The organism is Photorhabdus sp. RM71S (assembly GCF_042879355.1).
GTDB lineage: Bacteria > Pseudomonadota > Gammaproteobacteria > Enterobacterales > Enterobacteriaceae > Photorhabdus > Photorhabdus kayaii.
Genome location: NZ_JBHFKV010000003.1, coordinates 15,902 through 33,618 on the forward strand (window position 1 = coordinate 15,902; position 17,717 = coordinate 33,618).

Genomic DNA, 17,717 nt, shown 5'->3' on the forward strand with positions numbered 1-17,717 from the left:
CTCTTTCAAACACAAACGTTATGTAAGGTAAGCCGCTGCTCAGAAGCACTAAGAACAGCAGCAACGAGCCATGAGAAGACAATAAACGGCATGATGACGTTGAATTTAATCGCTTTCTCGTTTTGGAAAAAAATACCAATCTTTACGCCATATGTAACCATAAAATTACTGCCAAAAATGTAAATCGATTTATAAAATAAAAAACATTACATTAAGAAATAGAATTAAAATCATCTAATCAACATCTATGAAGATTATTTTTCGCACCACAAATTATCAATAGTGAAAAAAGGATTTTTTGTAAAACATGACAGAGAACACATTAAAAAGGAACGAGATAAAAGTTATATACCTCATTGATATAAAAATATAAAATAATACAAAAACGAAAGAGTAACAATATAAAAAACATACTGAAAAATAGATTGATTAATACAAATACTTTCCAACTAAAATAGATGTAAAACTATTTACCAATGATAATATTTAAAAAAATAAACTACCAATTGTGATTTGTTTTTCTATTATAGAAAACAGTTAAATAACACGAGTTTAACTGAATAAAAAAAATATGATGATTGAGATATAATTAATATATAGAAAATACCGGGATATTACTAATACGATTTTATCCCGGTGAAATCATTATCTGTTTTTAAATACAATCTATAAAACCTACACTTACTTAAATTCAAAGCTCTTCACGAACAGCAAGACCTAAGTTTTGCAACATTGGCGCATTCTCACATGCAATATAGAATACTTCATCAATAGCACCACTATTAACATGTTGATGCCATGCCCATACAGGAACATATATCGCATCACCGGCTTTCCATGAAATATGTTGTTCACCAATGAGTGAATACCCCTCCCCATTAACGATATATATTATGGTTTCATAACTATGTCTGTGTTTACGGGTCGATTGTCCAGGTTGTAACCCTCCCAGAGTCATACTGAGAACTTTACTGGGTAAATTAACCATAGCCACTTTATGGCGCCTTTCATTTGAGAAATTCAAATCTTGACTCACTTCAGAGTTCAATACATTTTCATGAATCAATTGAGTAGGCTTATCTTCAATTAATTCTCCGGGAACTTTACCAAAGTCTCCAGATGAGAAAAACGTTTTTTTCACTATAATTACCTCTAATATTGTAGTTTATTGTAAAATTTGTATTTTCTAACTATCTTGAAATAATACTCAACATATTTTATCTTAGTTATCATTTCTGCCTATCTTCTCTAATTATCCTAGCAATACCATGTCATATGTCCGTGATTTCTGACAAACGCACAAGAAGTGCCATCAAAATTACCGATAAGTTTTTTTTATAATATTAACTGCATCATTCTGCGTAATAACAGTGGTGGTTGAACTATATTATCGTTCTATACACCCAACCACCCTTTCCACAAGCACGCTTTTCTTAATGTGCTAACACCAAACCCCGATAATATTTCGATTGTTCGCTGATTTTTTATATGCGCAACAAATGTATTAGTCAACCATCAATGCTTTGTGATGACCATTATATTAGTCCCATATACCCGTTATCTTTCAAGTTGCCTCTTGAAATCCATAGGGTATAGATATTACCAAAAGGGCTGTTACCTGCCATAAAAACATCCGCCTTAACTATCATATTGTGATCCCTGTTTCATTAGCGTTAATATCTTCATCCCAGAAAATCATCCCTTTACTTACCTACCGATAATTTTATCCAATATTGAACCTATGTTGTCAGGAACCCTATCACCTCTCCAGGCAATATATTGGTCAGGACGCACTAAAAGGAGCCTGGTTTGATATAATTGCCAAGCATCATGACCGGGAAGATCAACAATCTTGACCGGAATTTTACGTTGATATGCCTGAGCTAATAATTCAGATATATCTGGAAAATGAGATCCTACCCGAAGCAAACTAAACCCGGTGCCTAAAATATCGAACAGAGATACCCTAGTGCCAGGAATAGGTGTGAGCCATAAGTGCGGCAATCTCCCTCCGGGTACACTACTTGGTTTATAATTAAGCCAATCATCATCCGGTACCGGATCGCTATTAATAATATGAGGAGAACTATCATATCGGGCACCAAGTTCCACTCCGATAGAAGTAAATTGACAGCGAAAATGACTTAGCTCAGTATTAATCTTTTCACGCGCCAGCTCACCCGCATAATCCGCATCTTCCAAATTTGCAGGCACATATAGTGATGCTGTCTGCCGGGTATAAGAACGAGCAACGGCAGTATTTCTCCATGCAATTGGACGACGCTCGCTTTCATAAGAATCCATTAACGCATCACCTGCCCAACCATTTATAGACGCAACAATTTTCCAAGCTAAATTGCTAGCATCGTCGATCCCCGTATGCATGCCAAAACCACCGGTGGGAGCAAATAAGTGAATAGAATCTCCTGCTAAATATACCCTACCCTCAGAATATTTATCAGCAACGAGAGCAACACCGCCTTTCCATATCGTATTGCCAAGGACTAATACCTCAACATCTGTACCTATTCCTGCCTGCGCTATGCGAACGACTTCCAAATCATCAATAACTTTCCCATCCTTACTCTGGGTCACAAATAAAAAATCATCTTCACCGTCCAGGCAGATAAATAACATATTTTCCCCAGGTGAGACAATATTGTACATCCAGGATTTTTTGTCTCGTAATAATCCTCGGTGAATTCCAGGAACACGGATATAACTGGAAACCATTCCACCCGTTAGAAAACCTGCCTTAGCTTCAACGGTTCCTTCGTAAACTATACCAAGTTTAGATCGTACAAAGCTCTGTCCACCATCACACCCAACCATATATGCCGCTTGCCAGACTTCATCAGCATACTTTCCATCAATATGCTCCGCATAAAGTTTTACTTCGTCTTTATATTGGACAAAATCTTTAACGCGCCAGCCATATCTCATTGTGATATTTGGACGACTCTTTGCATGTTGTAGCAGGAACCTTTCAACATACATTTGATTTACACGTATTATTGGTTCTGGAACGGGATCTGTCGAAGCCGCATTTTCGCGCATAGACATTTTCTCCATTTCCGACGGTAACGTAATCCGTGCAAGCTCCCATCCATTAAACTTGGTAAAATATGATACGTCCAAAGGAAACTCTTTTGGCACGCCTAATGACCGAATAGGCTGAGATATACCTACACGACGAAAATGCTCCATAATACGGGCACTATGGGTACTGCCTTTAGGCTGCCACCGGGTCTCTTCCTCCAAATTAAAAATAACCGAACGAACACCATATAAATCCAAGAATAAAGCTAACATTAGGCCAACAGGTCCACCACCAACAATAGCAACGGGTGATACAGAAATATTTTCTGAAGTCAAAATATACTCTCCTTAATAATGATTAATAGCAATAAATATTTCAGACAAAATATATCAATTAAAAAATTTATATATTTGTGAATTATCTCCTTTTCCGCTCTCCTCATATATACCCTATGGATTTCAAGATGCATCGCGACGGCAAGGGAGTGAATCCCCGGGAGCATAGATAACTATGTGACCGGGGTGAGTGAGTGCAGCCAACAAAGAGGCAACTTGAAAGATAACGGGTATAAAACAAAATAGTTATAGCCATGCTCTATACGTCATTCACTAAACACCGTTTCATTTCTCTGGCGGTTAAGCTCCATAACTCTTTTTCCTGAGTAATTGTGATACTTTCTCACTTCTTTAAGGAAGCGCTTATATGTTATATATTTTGGACCGTCAAACCCATGATAAGTTTCCCTTTTAAAAAAGTCACTTTAAAGAATAAATAAACATTAGAGCTCAAAAAAACAACATCAAAAATTTCAATATTTTTTAATATTTCAAATAAATCTCCATATCCAATAGAAATGAATTCATTTACCTTATATCACACTATACTAAACAAGGTATTTTTTATCGTTTAATTAATATAATAATCTGATAATACCCCTATCATGCTGTCATACAATAATAACTCTTACGCCGTAGCCTAATTACAAAAAAGAGGTATCTAAATTCTTAGTAAAAATACCGGTGGACTGAAAGTGAGTTGGTGGGAACACATCTTTGTAAATGTTAAAGAACCACTCCATACGTTCAAACTCAGAGACATCGGGAGATTCAGCAAGAATCAATCTTTTTACAGCTTCGATAACAATATTTTCATAAAAACCTCCATTCACAATATTTTACCTTCGCCATAATCAACTCTAATTACTGAATATATAATTAACAATTTTTAAAATCCCATCTGGAAGTTCTTTATTTCTTTCATATTTATCGAGAATTTTAGGAGAAATATCCCTTAACTTAGGTTTCAGAACCTTACCTATTGCCCTTGAGGAAATTTGACCAAAGCTATTCACAACAACGACATATTCTCTAATATAGTATTTCTTCTCGGCCTTTTCCAATATTAGCTGAATAATTTGTTGTCCAACAATATTTACATCTATATTTAATTATCCATTCAATAGAATCGATAATTACTAATTTCGTTTTTTATTTTTTACATTATACGAGTTCAATCCAATAATTATTACATAATATATGATTACGATAGTTTGTATTACTTATTTTACCCAAAATATATCCATCAACACTTTATGCTGATATCTCATCACCAGAAACCATATCAAGTACTTTTACTGTACATGCCATTATGTACGCAAAGTATCTCAATCACACTCGGATAAAAGCATCGTTACATCTGTATTTATCCTGATATTGTTTTGATATAGCTCATTAAGCATTGCAATGCGAAAACGCACCATTTCTTCACCAACCGCAATAACATCCCCCCTTCGGTAAGGTTTCTCTTCAATCATTCGATCAATAATTTTTCTCATCGCAATCGCATGATCTTCATCCTCTTCAACATGGATTCTAAAGAAATGTAATGCATCATTAGGCGCCTTTATTAATTGCAAAGCGTCTAAAATTGGGCCATAAACCAGAGGTACGATCGCTTCAGCACCTAAACACAGTGCCGCAAGCCCTCTCAGAGAATCATCACTGCGGCAGTGGCGAAACATGGCATCAATCAGTTGTTGAGTACTGTTAAGAATTGGGTCACTTTTAGGAACAGCATTAATAGCCGCCATCGCTTTTTTATATAACTCTGCATGAGATATCTTTGCTGCATCGGTTCCTGTTAGCTCTTCCAACAGATTATGAGAAAGCAGCATAAAATCTTTTTGATCTGCTAAACCTCCCATCAATGAACACAGATAACGGGTGAAATATTGTGAATAGTAATGGTGCTGGATCATAAACTTTCTTAATAAATTCTGCTCCACCTGACCAGAGCGGCAAGCGACCAAAAATACATTCGAATTGAGCTCCTCCAATAACACCTTAGAGAAAACGTCTTCCCATAGTGGAGATAAAAAGTAACCGGTTTCTTCTTTTTTAAGCTCATTTTGAGTATTGATAGTGAGTTCCATAATAAACCCTTTTAGTAACATTCAACCGATGAAATAGATGATATACAAGCTCTTCTCAAGCCAAAAATATTAGTTCTATGTTTATGCAATCCTATCAATCTCTTAACAGAAATTGCTGTAAAGCCGTAGATAAGTTAGTGACCCAACTCAATTCTACTGTGCTGACATTATGTACTGTATTCAAAGGGATAAACGCAGCAACAAGACAAGTAGTCAGGACAAGTGAAATTTTATTTACACTCGATCCCGTATCTATTTTGGTTCTCATGACCATTTCAATTTTCAGCCTTGAATCTGTGTGTTTTCCCGCTATATAGCAGCTAAAGCAAGATAAATTTTATTTCATACTACAGATTCGCTAATAGTGGATAAATAGACCTACAATCACTTCTGAAGTGACTTTCTTGTCACCAATAGCAACTTAAAAAAGCCCAGGAGGCCCAAGTGAATAATCTGAGTGGATTCATAATCTTCATTCATGTCGCCAAAGCTCGTAGCTTTGCAACCGCAGCCAGACAACTCGGACTCTCTCCTTCGTCCGTTAGCAAAAGCATATCCCGGTTAGAAGAGAAATTAGGTGTACGTCTGCTCCAACGCAGCACCCGAAGTGTCAGTTTGACGACTGAAGGCACACTGTTCCTTGAGCGCTGCAAACGTATCCTGGACGAGATTTCCACTGCGGAAAATGAACTATTAAGCTCCATCTCTGCCCCTCAAGGACGCCTGCGAGTGAGTTTGCCATTGCTCAGTAACCTGATGTTACCCGTATTATCTGCTTTTGCGACTTGTTACCCACAGATAGAACTAGAGCTGGATTTTAGTGATCGATTAGTTGATGTTATCGATGAAGGCTTCGATGCCGTGGTTCGCACTGGGGAACTCAACGATTCACGACTGATGAATAAACGTATAGGGTCTAGCCGTTTCGTCTATGTTGGTGCTCCAAGCTACTTTGCACAACATGGCAAGCCAGCACACCCCGGAGAGTTATTACACCACGCCTGCTTGATACATCGTTTTCCCACTACCGGCCTTTTAGAGAAATGGCCGCTGTGCTCAGGAAGATCCGAAATAGACATACATCTTCAGGCAAAGATAACCAGCAATCATGTCGAAACACTGCTACACATGGCGATTCAAGGCCACGGCATAGCCTGTTTGCCTGATTTTACCGTTAAACAAGCATTAGCTAGCGGTACATTGTTAACAATCTTGGATAAGTGGGCGGGTACTTCAAGCACCTTCCGTGTTCTCTGGCCATCTAACCGTTGGGTACTACCTAAAGTCAGAGCTTTTGTCGATTTCATGGCAGATAATTTATTCCCAAAAGAAAAATAAAATATTTATCAATAAATTGATTACATAAGTACTTAAACATGAAAATGCCCATAAATGACGTAATTAATCTCTTTGACTTTATTCTGTAATTCTGACATCTCGTTTATCTATGACTCAATCTTCTCCAGGAATGACAAATTCAGCCATAAAAAAACTGCACCTCAATGCTGGATTAAGTGTCCAACTTGTGAGGTACAGTTTATTATTTCAATTAATCCTGAGAAATTTTTTCCCAGGTATCACGCAGGCCAACGGTACGGTTAAATACCAGCTTTTCTGCACTGGAATGACAACTATCAGCACAGAAATAACCTTCACGCTCAAACTGATAAGTTTGTTCTGAATTAGCATCAGCTAAACTTGGCTCAACAAAGCCCTGACGGATCACCAATGACTCTGGGTTAATTGTCGCCAGAAAATCATCCTCTACACCTGGATTCGGCACGCTGAACAGACGATCATACAGACGGAATTCAGCAGAAACCGCATGAACCGCACTGACCCAATGAATAACACCTTTCACTTTCCGGCCATCCGCTGGATCTTTATTCAACGTTTGCTCATCGTAGCTGCAATAGATTGTCGTGATATTATCGTCAGCATCTTTCTCAACGCGCTCCGCTTTAATGATATAAGCGTTACGCAGACGAACTTCTTTACCCAATACCAAACGCTTATATTGACGGTTCGCTTCTTCACGAAAATCTGCCCGGTCAATATAGATCTCACGACTAAATGGCACTTCACGGCTACCCATCTCCGGTTTGTTCGGATGATTAGGCATACTCAAAATCTGCTCCCCTTCTGGCATGTTTTCGATCACTAATCTAACCGGATCAAGAACAGCCATTGCGCGAGGGGCATTTTCATTCAGATCATCACGGATACAAGATTCCAATGCTGCCATTTCCACATTATTAACCTGCTTGGTGACACCAATACGACGACAGAATTCACGAATAGACGCGGCAGTATAACCACGACGACGCAAGCCTGAGATCGTTGGCATGCGTGGGTCATCCCAACCTTCAACAATCTTATCTGCCACCAGCAGATTCAGCTTACGCTTAGACATAACCGTATATTCAAGGTTCAAGCGCGAGAATTCATATTGGCGTGGACGACAGTCAATGGTGATGTTTTCCAGTACCCAGTCGTACAGGCGGCGGTTATCCTGGAACTCCAGCGTGCACAGCGAATGTGTAATACCTTCAAGCGCATCAGAAATACAGTGAGTAAAATCGTACATTGGGTAGATGCACCATTTGTTACCACACTGATGATGTTCTGCAAATTTAATCCGGTACAAAACCGGATCACGCATCACAATAAAAGGGGATGCCATATCAATTTTAGCACGCAGACAAGCTTTACCTTCGTCAAATTCACCGGCACGCATTTTTTCGAACAATACCAAGTTTTCTTCAATATTGCGGTCACGATATGGGCTATTTTTACCCGGTTCTTTTAACGTGCCACGATATTCACGGATCTCTTCCGGACTCAATTCATCAACATAAGCCAGACCTTCGTTGATCAATTCAATAGCATACTGATACAGCGTATCGAAATAATTAGAAGAGTAGCGAATATCGCCGCTCCACTCAAAACCTAACCACTGAACATCATTTTTAATAGAATCGACGTATTCAACATCTTCCTTAACTGGGTTGGTATCATCAAAACGCAGATTACACTGCCCCTGATAGTCCTTTGCAACACCGAAGTTCAAACAGATAGATTTTGCATGACCAATATGCAGATAACCATTGGGTTCAGGCGGGAAACGAGTATGTACCGATGTATGTTTACCAGTTGCCAAATCTTCGTCAATTATCTGACGAATAAAGTTTGTCGGGCGGGCGTCTGCCTCACTCATTGTTTTATACCTCAATAATGCCAAAAACGCGTCACGTAACCGCCTATAATCCAACAAGCAGTGCCGAGAAACAACCGTTTGTTCATGTAAAATGGCGATTCAGTGCAAAGTTGGAGCGAAAAAACGATGACGAGTTTTTAAAAGGGACTGTTTTAATAATTTTTTACTAGAAAATAAGACTGATACATAGCAACCAGCTAATGGGTCTATGTTTCAACAATATTATATATATCCGTCATCTTTCAAGTTGCCTCTTTGTTGGCTGCGCTCACTCACCCCGGTCACATAGTTATCTATGCTCCCGGGGATTCGCTCCCTTGCCGTCGCGATGCATCTTGAAATCTATAGGGTATATAACAATGAATTACAAAAAATCACTCTTCTATCGAAAAAACACTCAACAGTGACGCATATCGACAATACAGCAAACTTTATTATGAAATAATCAATGAAACTATCACCAATCAATATTTCATTCAACCATAACAAATATTACTGAATAATAACCATCCAATTTTAAAGAATAAATAATTGGCACTATACCTATTACTAATAACTGTTTGATAAAATCAAAATAAGTCTATAATTTAAATTTCTAAATTATCTATTGATTGATGCTTTTACTCTGTAAATATAAAAAAATAATTATATATACCCAATAGATTTCAAATTGCAGCGCGGCGGCAAGTGAACGCATCCCCAGGAGCATAGATAACGATGTGACTGGGGTAAGTGAAAGCAGCCAACAAAGCAGCAACTTGAAAGATGAAGGATATATATCAAATTTATTATCGAAAGACTATTAATGACGCTCTAAATTTAAATTTTACAAAAAAATACAAAATAACAATGAGTTAATTTCAAAATCAATTCGATAATTCAGGCATTTCACTACCGGACTTTATCTAAATCACACTGCTATTCTAGTGGGTATTTATTTAAACATAAATTTACAATCAGACCAATAAAATAAACTAAAGCATAATAAAGGGTTACGTCACATACACGCATTTTAATGTTTAAACCACCGTAAATAAACAATAAAATACTTTGCAATTTATTATTAAGGTAATAATATTATTAAGCATCTTAGTAATAAAATTATCCGGGTACAATACGATACACTTAATCAATTCTAATCATTCTAATCATTCTAATCATTCTAATCATTCTAAATATTAAATTAAAAAATTAACATGTAAAAATAACACCAAATAATTTCACGCACTTAATAAAATATCCCAAGGGAAATAAAAATGACGAATATAACATCAGGCAACAAAATAACCCCAGCAGTAATAGTCATTAATGGCAACTACATATCAAATGATTATCGTTCTGGTTTTAAAGTTGGAGCGACATCATTCACACTAAAAGTTGCTGATTATTTTATAAAAAGGGACTTACTTTCTGGCTTTATACCCTATGGATTTCAAGATGCATCGCGACGGCAAGGGAGTGAATCCCCGGGAGCATAGATAACTATGTGACTGGGGTGAGCGAGTGCAGCCAACAAAGAGGCAACTTGAAAGATAACGGGTATATATTCTACAAAAGAGATGAATCATTAATTTTACCTAAAATAACTGAAGATATAATTGAAGGTATAAAATGTATAAATATCTTTTTTAATTTCTCTATGAAAAGCAAAGATGTAAAAAACATGCTAGAAAAATGTATTTCAATATTATCAATTAAAAATGATCAAATAATCCCTGCAATAGTTTATTATCAAACAGATACATTATTATCTTATCATCCTCCCCATATACCTTGTTGTATAACACATCATGGCCCTTTTGTAGAAGACTTTCAACAACACTATTCTCTGGAAGAGACATATGATGCTTTTGAAAATAAAGCTAAAGCCCAACACCTTAATATTCAACAAATGAAAGGCATTGAAACATTAATTAATAAAAAATATTTTATTTTCCAACATTCAAAATTACAAGGAAATTTCTTACTCAAAAAAGGAATAAACCCAGACAATATTAAAAATATTATTCCACCTATTTCCATAGAAGAAATCACTGAATTAAAAATAGAAAATAAATATATTAATGATTTTATCAAAACCAATAAAAATGAATTATTGTTGTTTACTGCGGTCGCCAGATTAGATTATTTTAAAAATATAGATCTATTAATCAATTCAGCAATTATTTTACTAAACAAAGGTATTCCCGTTAAAATTTTCATTGCAGGTGATGAAGAGAGCAAAAATATCAGAAGGAATAAATTGATATCGAGGGTCCCCCCAGATATCAGGAACAATTTTTTATATCACATAAATTATCCCAAACAGAACTATTCAGTATTTTTAATAAAATAAAAAATAAATCTATTTTTGTATGCACATCACGCTATGAAACCCTTGGCATTACACCATTAGAAGCTGCATTAAATGGCGTATGCACAATCGTACCCAACTTAAACTTAATTGAAGCAGCTTCTTATTTTCCTTCAGAATACAAATTTACATATAATATCGATTCTCTTAATGAAAAGATAATATCAATATACGAAAAAGATCTATTTACCTCTAATCAGCAGTTACAATATATAAGCTCTTTAATTTCAAAAGCATGTTTTGAAGATAGTATGGGCAAAGCCTGGGAAGAAGTTTCAATAAGTTATATGGCAAACAAAAACCCCGTTTCTGAGTGTCTCTCATAACGCTTCAACTATTTACCAAATCAATGGGCACATACAGGTGCCCATTTACAAAACTCCTGACAACATCTTCCCGCAATTAAATCATTAAGTTAATTCAGTTAAAAATTTGAACCCGTTTACTACAGATGACTCAATTTATGCAATTTTAAACAATATCGCTACAGTGATCACAATTACTCACTTATGTGTAGCTTTTTATTATTTTTCGACTAAAAATAAGTTGTATTGCTGTTGTTAATAGCGAGCTATTTTTTCAATAAAATTTCCTACAACTAAGGTAAGCATTATGGGTATATTCAATTATTTGCAGCGATTGGGAAAAGCATTAATGCTTCCCATTGCCACGCTTCCCGTAGCCGCGCTTTTGCTACGTTTCGGCCAACCCGACGTATTTAATATTCCTTTCATCGCCAGCGCTGGCGGTGGTATTTTTGAAAACCTCCCTCTGCTATTTGCATTAGGTATCGCGATAGGCTTAGCAAAAGATAATGCTGGCGCTGCCGCGCTGGCCGGTGTCGTTGGTTTTTTAGTACTCACTAAAGCCACGTCAGTCATAGACTCGACTATCAATATGTCTTTTTTCGCAGGTATTATCGCAGGTATTGTTGCCGGTCATTGTTATAACCGTTTTTCAAATACACGTCTGCCAGAGTTTCTTGCTTTCTTCGCCGGTAAGCGATTAGTCCCTATCATGACCGGCATTATTTGTCTGTTCATTGCATGGATATGTGGCTATGTATGGCCATATGTCCAGCACGGTATTGATACTTTCAGCCTTTTAGTATCAAAGAGCGGCATGGCCGGATGGTTTACTTATGGTGTGCTTAACCGCTCTCTCATTCCATTTGGTTTGCACTATATCCTGCATTCTGTTTTCTGGTTTAGTCTGGGTGACTGTCTGAAAATTACTTATGACTTAGCCAGTTCTGTACATAATATCTGCCTGGCTCCAGATGTTGTCCGTTCTCTGACCATCGGCGCAGCGGTTCCAGGTATTGATGGCTCTACTATTACCCAAATAGCCACCGATATGAGCCGCGGCGACTTGAACCGTTTCTTCGCCGGTGATCCACATGCCGGAATCTATATGGCCTGGGCTTATCCCATCTTTATGGGCGGTTTGCCCGGTGCTGCGCTGGCAATGTATCTTGCAGCACCAAAGGAACGTCGTCCTCAGATTGGCGGGATGCTATTATCCGTCGCTTTGACAACATTCTTAACCGGTATCACTGAACCAATAGAATTCTCATTCCTATTCTTGGCTCCAGCTTTATATGTTCTGCATGCAATATTGGCTGGTGTTAGCATGGTTATCGTCAATTCATTGGGTATTCTGCATGGCTTTGGATTCTCTGCCGGATTAATTGACCTTGTATTGAGCTGGGGTCTGGCAACCAAGCCGTGGTTGTTAATCCCATTAATCGCCTTGTTCTTTATGCTGTATTTTGTTTGCTTCACCCTCATGATTCGTATTTTCAACTTACGTACGCCAGGCCGCGAAATTGGAGAAACAACTCAAGCGACTTCCGCCTCCCAAGACAACGAAACAATTCAACATTACATTACCGCTCTTGGTGGTGCACAAAATATTCATACCGTAGATGCCTGTATTACCCGTCTTCGCTTGACCGTTGAAGACAACACACAATTGGATGAACACCGGTTAAAACAATTAGGTGCAAAAGGCGTCCTGAAAATAGGTAAACAGAGTGTTCAAGTGGTATTGGGACCCCAGGCAGAAAGTATTGCCGGGCAGATACGTACTCAACTACCCTCAGATAGACCAGACAAAAGGTCGCCAAATAAAAGATCGTAGTTAAAGACACCTCGAACTTAAAAGGGAACTCATCTCTCGTTCCCTTTTATTTTTCTTGCAAAAATAAGATGACTTAATAAGTGACAAAAACAGTAAAATCTATCATTTCTTCTATTAATTTTCTGGCTATTTTTTGCATCTTATTTTAAGATGAAAAATATCTTTGAAGTACAGCATATCTCTGCTTATAAAAATGATTTAATATTCACGCGATAAAAAGATTAGTTAATCAACTAATTTATCCAACTGCTATAATTTCTTGTTTTAAGAGGCAATTATGAGGCTGATCCCCCTAGCGAATGCAAGTGACGTTGGTAAATGGTCCGCACACTATATCGTTAGCAAAATCAATACATTTAACCCCACCGCCGAGCACCCTTTTATTTTGGGGTTGCCAACTGGCAGTACACCACTGGCAACTTATAACGAATTAATTGCTCTACATAAAGCAGGGAAAGTCAGCTTTAGACATGTCGTGACATTCAATATGGATGAATATGTCGGTATCGCCGAAAATCATCCACAAAGCTATCACCATTTTATGCACCAAAATTTCCTTGATCATATTGATATTCCAAAGGAAAATATCAACCTGCTCAATGGTAATGCTTCTGATGTCGAAACAGAATGTCAACGTTATGAAGACAAAATTAAATCTTACGGTCAGATTCATCTATTTATGGGGGGAGTCGGTAATGACGGTCATATTGCTTTCAATGAACCCGCATCATCCCTGACTTCCCGTACACGCATTAAAACACTTACCGTAGAAACCCGCACGGCTAACTCCCGCTTCTTCGATAATGATATTAATCAGGTGCCTAAATACGCCCTGACCGTAGGTGTAGGCACGTTAATGGATGCAGAAGAAATTATGATCCTTGCAACGGGTCTAAATAAGGCCCAAGCCATTCAGGCGGCAATTGAAGGCAATGTTAACCATATGTGGACAATAAGCTGTCTGCAAATGCATCCTAAATCCATCATTGTCTGTGACGAACCGGCAACAATGGAATTGAAGGTAAAAACAGTCAAATACTTCCATCAACTGGAAGCAGATATTATCAACGAATTCGCCAGCAAAAAATAAGAATCTACGCAGCCTGATGCCTCTCTCAGGCTGATTACCGTCATTATCTTCAATCATCATCTCCCGATCCCATAGGAGGCTAAGATGTATGCTTTAACCAACTGCATTATATATACCGGTCACAACAGACTAGATGAGCATGCCGTTATAATTGCAGACGGCTTAATCAACAGTGTTTGCTCAATACAAAATTTGCCAAAAGATATTGTCACACGCGATATGAATGGTGCAATACTTTGCCCCGGCTTTATTGATTTGCAAGTTAATGGCTGTGGTGGTGTTCAGTTCAACGATCAGTTGGAAAACATCTCAGAAAAAACACTGAATATCATGCAAAGAACCAATGAACGCTCTGGCTGCACCAGCTATTTGCCAACTCTGATTACCAGCACAGACGAATTGATGATGGCCTCTGTTGAGGTAATGCGCACTTATCTTAAACATAATCAGCATCAGGCCTTAGGTTTGCATCTGGAAGGACCTTATCTCAACCCAGCAAAGAAAGGCACTCATAATCCAGAGCTTATCCGTAAGCCTACATCTGAAATGATAAATTTCCTGTGCGATAACGCTGATGTCATCACTAAGTTGACCCTCGCACCGGAAATGGTTGAGCAAAAATATATTCAGCAGTTGGTAGAAGCCGGTATTGTTGTTTCTGCCGGCCATTCAAATGCCAGTTATGAAGAGGCCCAACAGGGATTCCAAAACGGAATTACTATCTCAACCCACCTTTATAATGCCATGCCTGCTATTTCGGGACGCCAACCCGGCTTGATTGGCGCTATCTTTGATACACCTGAAATCTATGCTGGAATCATCGCTGATGGTTTGCACGTTTCATGGCCAAATATTCGTAATACTAAGCGTTTGAAAAATGATAAATTAATTTTGGTAACGGATGCGACGGTCCCAGCAGGACTTGATCCTGCCATCAGTAAAATGGAACATTTCACCTTTGCGGGTAAGGTCATATACTATCGCAACGGATTATGTGTTGACCAAAACGGCGTTCTAAGTGGCTCCTCTCTCACTATGATAGATGCTGTTAAAAATAGCGTTGAACATGTTGGTATTGCACTGGATGAAGCACTGAGGATGGCAACTCTTTACCCTGCCCGCGCAATTGGTGTCGATAAATATCTTGGCACTGTTGAAACCGGGAAAATCGCTAACCTCATTGTTTTCAGTCACGACTTTGAAATTCGCAAGACCATCGTTAACGGAAAAGAAACTGAACTTTGACGGACTAAATAGCTGATGAGTTATAACAACACACAAAAACAAATTGGTAATATTGACCTTGTAAAGCAACTTAACGGAGCCGTGGTATATCGGCTGATTGATCAACAAGGACCAATCTCTCGCATTCAAATTGCTGAACAAAGTCAACTTGCGCCAGCTAGTGTGACTAAAATTACTCGCCAGTTACTTGAACGCGGCTTGATTAAAGAAGTCGATCAACAAGCCTCTACCGGAGGCCGCCGCGCCATTTCCATCGTTACAGAAAATCGTCACTTCCATACTGTTGGTGTCCGCCTTGGCCGCCATGATGCTACTCTTGCTCTTTATGATATGAGTGGCAAGGCATTGGTTGAAGAACATTATCCACTGCCTGAAGCGACTCAGCAAAAAATTGAAAACCAGCTTATCAACGCAATAGAAAATTTTATCCTGCAAAATCAACACAGAATCTGTGAACTGATCGCCATTTCAGTTATCCTGCCCGGATTAGTTGACCCAGATACCGGCATCATCCGTTATATGCCTCATATCAAAGTAACCAACTGGACTCTGGTCGATAACCTGAAAAAACATTTCAACATTAGCTGTTTTGTTGGTCATGATATCCGCAGCTTGGCATTGGCTGAACACTATTTCGGCGCCACCCGTGATTGTGAAGACTCGATACTGGTACGTATCCATCGGGGTACCGGTGCCGGGGTGATTATCAATAGCCAGATACTGCTCAATAATAGAGGAAACTTAGGTGAAATTGGTCATATTCAAATTGATCCACTCGGTGAACGTTGTCACTGTGGCAATTTTGGCTGCCTGGAAACTATCGCCGCTAACTCAGCGATAGAAGCACGAGTTCAGCATCAATTAAAGCAAGGTTTTCCAAGCCAGCTAACATTAAATAACTGCAATATCAGAGCTATCTGCCAAGCCGCTAATCAAAATGATCCATTAGCATCTGAGGTAATAAAAAGTGTCGGCCATTACCTCGGCAAAACTATCTCTATCGCGATTAATTTATTTAATCCACAGAAAGTTGTTCTGGCGGGAGAAATTACTGAAGCTCAGAAAGTACTCTTACCCGCTATTCAAAGTTGTATCAACTCTCAGGTCCTGAAAGAATTTCGTCAAGATCTGCCGATCGTTATTTCTGAATTAGTCCACTGCTCTGCTATTGGCGCCTTCGCTCTGACTAAACGTGCTATGCTTAATGGCGTTCTGTTACAACACTTACTCGAAGGGTAATGTTATTTTTTGTTGATTTTGTCATCAAAATGCTTATATGCCAAACAAACAAGCGACTTTAAACAGATTTCGAGAAAAAAGCAGTTGACGCATTTAGCTGATATACGCATAATGCGCCCCGCAACGCCGATGAAGGTAATGCAAAAAAGATGGCTACGTAGCTCAGCTGGTTAGAGCACAGCACTCATAATGCTGGGGTCACAGGTTCGATTCCCGTCGTAGCCACCATCTTTGCGGGAGTGGCGAAATTGGTAGACGCACCAGATTTAGGTTCTGGCGCCGCAAGGTGTGCGAGTTCAAGTCTCGCCTCCCGCACCATTCATTCATCGAGTTGTCGTTACTCAGATGGGGTATCGCCAAGCGGTAAGGCACCAGGTTTTGATCCTGGCATACCCAGGTTCGAATCCTGGTACCCCAGCCATAGTTCTGATAACACAATTCTGACAACATGTTGTACAGTGACCACTTTCAGTTGGGGTATCGCCAAGCGGTAAGGCACCAGGTTTTGATCCTGGCATACCCAGGTTCGAATCCTGGTACCCCAGCCATTGACTGGATGTCGTTCACTGGTATTTTTAATAAATTTTCTCACATCAAAAAAGGCTACGTAGCTCAGCTGGTTAGAGCACAGCACTCATAATGCTGGGGTCACAGGTTCGATTCCCGTCGTAGCCACCATTTATTGGGGTATCGCCAAGCGGTAAGGCACCGGATTCTGATTCCGGCATTCCCAGGTTCGAATCCTGGTACCCCAGCCATATTTATCAATATGTTACGTGAAATGACGTGTTGAAAAAATATACAGAAAGAATAGAAAAAGAATATACAGGTAGAATATCTTTTGATGTACAAGCGTGATTTTTTACTTTCCAGCCCACCCTATCTTTTCCTTCTGGTTTGCCAATTGCTGCCTATTAAAGAAAAAAAAACTGCCCACGCCATAAATAATTTACGACGTGC

The 17,717-nt window shown here is 38.7% G+C and carries 14 protein-coding genes and 6 tRNA genes; 14 read left to right on the forward strand and 6 right to left on the reverse strand.

The window, feature by feature from the left end:
* Nucleotides 1-5 precede the first annotated feature (5 nt).
* The 5 genes from ACGF5R_RS02105 to ACGF5R_RS02125 all read right to left on the reverse strand — a co-directional run bounded on the left by ACGF5R_RS02105 (nt 6) and on the right by ACGF5R_RS02125 (nt 5,471).
* Nucleotides 6-161 carry a hypothetical protein gene (locus ACGF5R_RS02105; RefSeq protein ID WP_158537778.1) on the reverse strand — a complete coding sequence of 52 codons (156 nt, stop codon included), beginning with the start codon at nt 159-161 and terminating at the stop codon, nt 6-8.
* Nucleotides 162-691: 530 nt separating this feature from the next.
* The gene (locus tag ACGF5R_RS02110; RefSeq protein WP_112878097.1) at nt 692-1,141 is read right to left on the reverse strand and encodes a cupin domain-containing protein; all 450 of its coding nucleotides are present in this window, start codon (nt 1,139-1,141) and stop codon (nt 692-694) included.
* A 566-nt stretch (nt 1,142-1,707) separates the two neighbouring features.
* Nucleotides 1,708-3,375, reverse strand: a complete 1,668-nt coding sequence (locus ACGF5R_RS02115) for an FAD-dependent oxidoreductase (protein ID WP_387689563.1) — start codon at nt 3,373-3,375, stop codon at nt 1,708-1,710.
* A gap of 644 nt (nt 3,376-4,019) precedes the next feature.
* Nucleotides 4,020-4,208: a hypothetical protein gene (locus ACGF5R_RS02120; protein ID WP_112878095.1), complete on the reverse strand. Its 189-nt coding sequence runs from the start codon at nt 4,206-4,208 to the stop codon at nt 4,020-4,022.
* Nucleotides 4,209-4,703: 495 nt separating this feature from the next.
* The gene (locus tag ACGF5R_RS02125; protein WP_158537776.1) at nt 4,704-5,471 is read right to left on the reverse strand and encodes a TenA family transcriptional regulator; all 768 of its coding nucleotides are present in this window, start codon (nt 5,469-5,471) and stop codon (nt 4,704-4,706) included.
* Nucleotides 5,472-5,915: 444 nt separating this feature from the next.
* On the opposite strand from ACGF5R_RS02125, the gene ACGF5R_RS02130 reads away from it, so the two are divergent.
* A complete protein-coding gene (locus tag ACGF5R_RS02130; protein WP_112878093.1) occupies nt 5,916-6,809 on the forward strand; it encodes a LysR family transcriptional regulator in 894 nt (297 codons plus the stop codon).
* Between the two features lie 211 nt (nt 6,810-7,020).
* On the opposite strand, the gene glnS is transcribed toward ACGF5R_RS02130, so the two are convergent.
* Nucleotides 7,021-8,688 (reverse strand): glutamine--tRNA ligase, encoded by a 1,668-nt coding sequence (gene glnS / locus ACGF5R_RS02135; protein ID WP_387689566.1) that lies wholly within the window; start codon nt 8,686-8,688, stop codon nt 7,021-7,023.
* A 1,256-nt stretch (nt 8,689-9,944) separates the two neighbouring features.
* On the opposite strand from glnS, the gene ACGF5R_RS02140 reads away from it, so the two are divergent.
* From ACGF5R_RS02140 to ACGF5R_RS02200, 13 genes are all read left to right on the forward strand, one after another.
* Nucleotides 9,945-10,166 (forward strand): hypothetical protein, encoded by a 222-nt coding sequence (locus ACGF5R_RS02140; RefSeq protein ID WP_192881022.1) that lies wholly within the window; start codon nt 9,945-9,947, stop codon nt 10,164-10,166.
* Between the two features lie 47 nt (nt 10,167-10,213).
* On the forward strand, nt 10,214-11,023 hold the full coding sequence (locus ACGF5R_RS02145) for a glycosyltransferase (protein ID WP_112878091.1): 810 nt from the start codon (nt 10,214-10,216) through the stop codon (nt 11,021-11,023).
* Nucleotides 11,020-11,367: a glycosyltransferase gene (locus tag ACGF5R_RS02150; RefSeq protein WP_387689716.1), complete on the forward strand. Its 348-nt coding sequence runs from the start codon at nt 11,020-11,022 to the stop codon at nt 11,365-11,367. The genes ACGF5R_RS02145 and ACGF5R_RS02150 overlap by 4 nt, the downstream gene beginning before the upstream one ends.
* A gap of 286 nt (nt 11,368-11,653) precedes the next feature.
* Nucleotides 11,654-13,183: an N-acetylglucosamine-specific PTS transporter subunit IIBC gene (nagE, locus tag ACGF5R_RS02155; RefSeq protein ID WP_162119966.1), complete on the forward strand. Its 1,530-nt coding sequence runs from the start codon at nt 11,654-11,656 to the stop codon at nt 13,181-13,183.
* Nucleotides 13,184-13,460: 277 nt separating this feature from the next.
* Nucleotides 13,461-14,273: a glucosamine-6-phosphate deaminase gene (gene nagB, locus ACGF5R_RS02160; RefSeq protein ID WP_262980663.1), complete on the forward strand. Its 813-nt coding sequence runs from the start codon at nt 13,461-13,463 to the stop codon at nt 14,271-14,273.
* An 84-nt stretch (nt 14,274-14,357) separates the two neighbouring features.
* Entirely contained in the window at nt 14,358-15,518 is a 1,161-nt protein-coding gene (gene nagA, locus ACGF5R_RS02165; RefSeq protein ID WP_112878088.1) for an N-acetylglucosamine-6-phosphate deacetylase, read from the forward strand.
* A gap of 15 nt (nt 15,519-15,533) precedes the next feature.
* Nucleotides 15,534-16,757 carry an ROK family transcriptional regulator gene (locus ACGF5R_RS02170; RefSeq protein WP_262980664.1) on the forward strand — a complete coding sequence of 408 codons (1,224 nt, stop codon included), beginning with the start codon at nt 15,534-15,536 and terminating at the stop codon, nt 16,755-16,757.
* A gap of 151 nt (nt 16,758-16,908) precedes the next feature.
* A tRNA-Met gene (locus tag ACGF5R_RS02175) sits at nt 16,909-16,985 on the forward strand.
* 5 nt (nt 16,986-16,990) lie between these two features.
* Nucleotides 16,991-17,075 (forward strand) — tRNA-Leu (locus ACGF5R_RS02180).
* A 28-nt stretch (nt 17,076-17,103) separates the two neighbouring features.
* Nucleotides 17,104-17,178 (forward strand) — tRNA-Gln (locus ACGF5R_RS02185).
* Nucleotides 17,179-17,230: 52 nt separating this feature from the next.
* Nucleotides 17,231-17,305: transfer RNA gene (locus tag ACGF5R_RS02190), tRNA-Gln, on the forward strand.
* Between the two features lie 53 nt (nt 17,306-17,358).
* Nucleotides 17,359-17,435 (forward strand) — tRNA-Met (locus tag ACGF5R_RS02195).
* A 5-nt stretch (nt 17,436-17,440) separates the two neighbouring features.
* Nucleotides 17,441-17,515, forward strand: a tRNA-Gln gene (locus ACGF5R_RS02200).
* The last annotated feature ends 202 nt before the right edge of the window (nt 17,516-17,717 follow it).

What these genes read in the sequence shown, in the direction of transcription:
- ACGF5R_RS02125 (WP_158537776.1), bottom strand. Translation starts at nt 5,471, where the DNA reads ATGGAACTCACTATCAATACTCAAAATGAGCTTAAAAAAGAAGAAACC.
- nagA (WP_112878088.1), top strand. Translation starts at nt 14,358, where the DNA reads ATGTATGCTTTAACCAACTGCATTATATATACCGGTCACAACAGACTA.
- ACGF5R_RS02170 (WP_262980664.1), top strand. Translation starts at nt 15,534, where the DNA reads ATGAGTTATAACAACACACAAAAACAAATTGGTAATATTGACCTTGTA.
- ACGF5R_RS02140 (WP_192881022.1), top strand. Translation starts at nt 9,945, where the DNA reads ATGACGAATATAACATCAGGCAACAAAATAACCCCAGCAGTAATAGTC.
- nagB (WP_262980663.1), top strand. Translation starts at nt 13,461, where the DNA reads ATGAGGCTGATCCCCCTAGCGAATGCAAGTGACGTTGGTAAATGGTCC.
- ACGF5R_RS02105 (WP_158537778.1), bottom strand. Translation starts at nt 161, where the DNA reads ATGGTTACATATGGCGTAAAGATTGGTATTTTTTTCCAAAACGAGAAA.
- glnS (WP_387689566.1), bottom strand. Translation starts at nt 8,688, where the DNA reads ATGAGTGAGGCAGACGCCCGCCCGACAAACTTTATTCGTCAGATAATT.
- nagE (WP_162119966.1), top strand. Translation starts at nt 11,654, where the DNA reads ATGGGTATATTCAATTATTTGCAGCGATTGGGAAAAGCATTAATGCTT.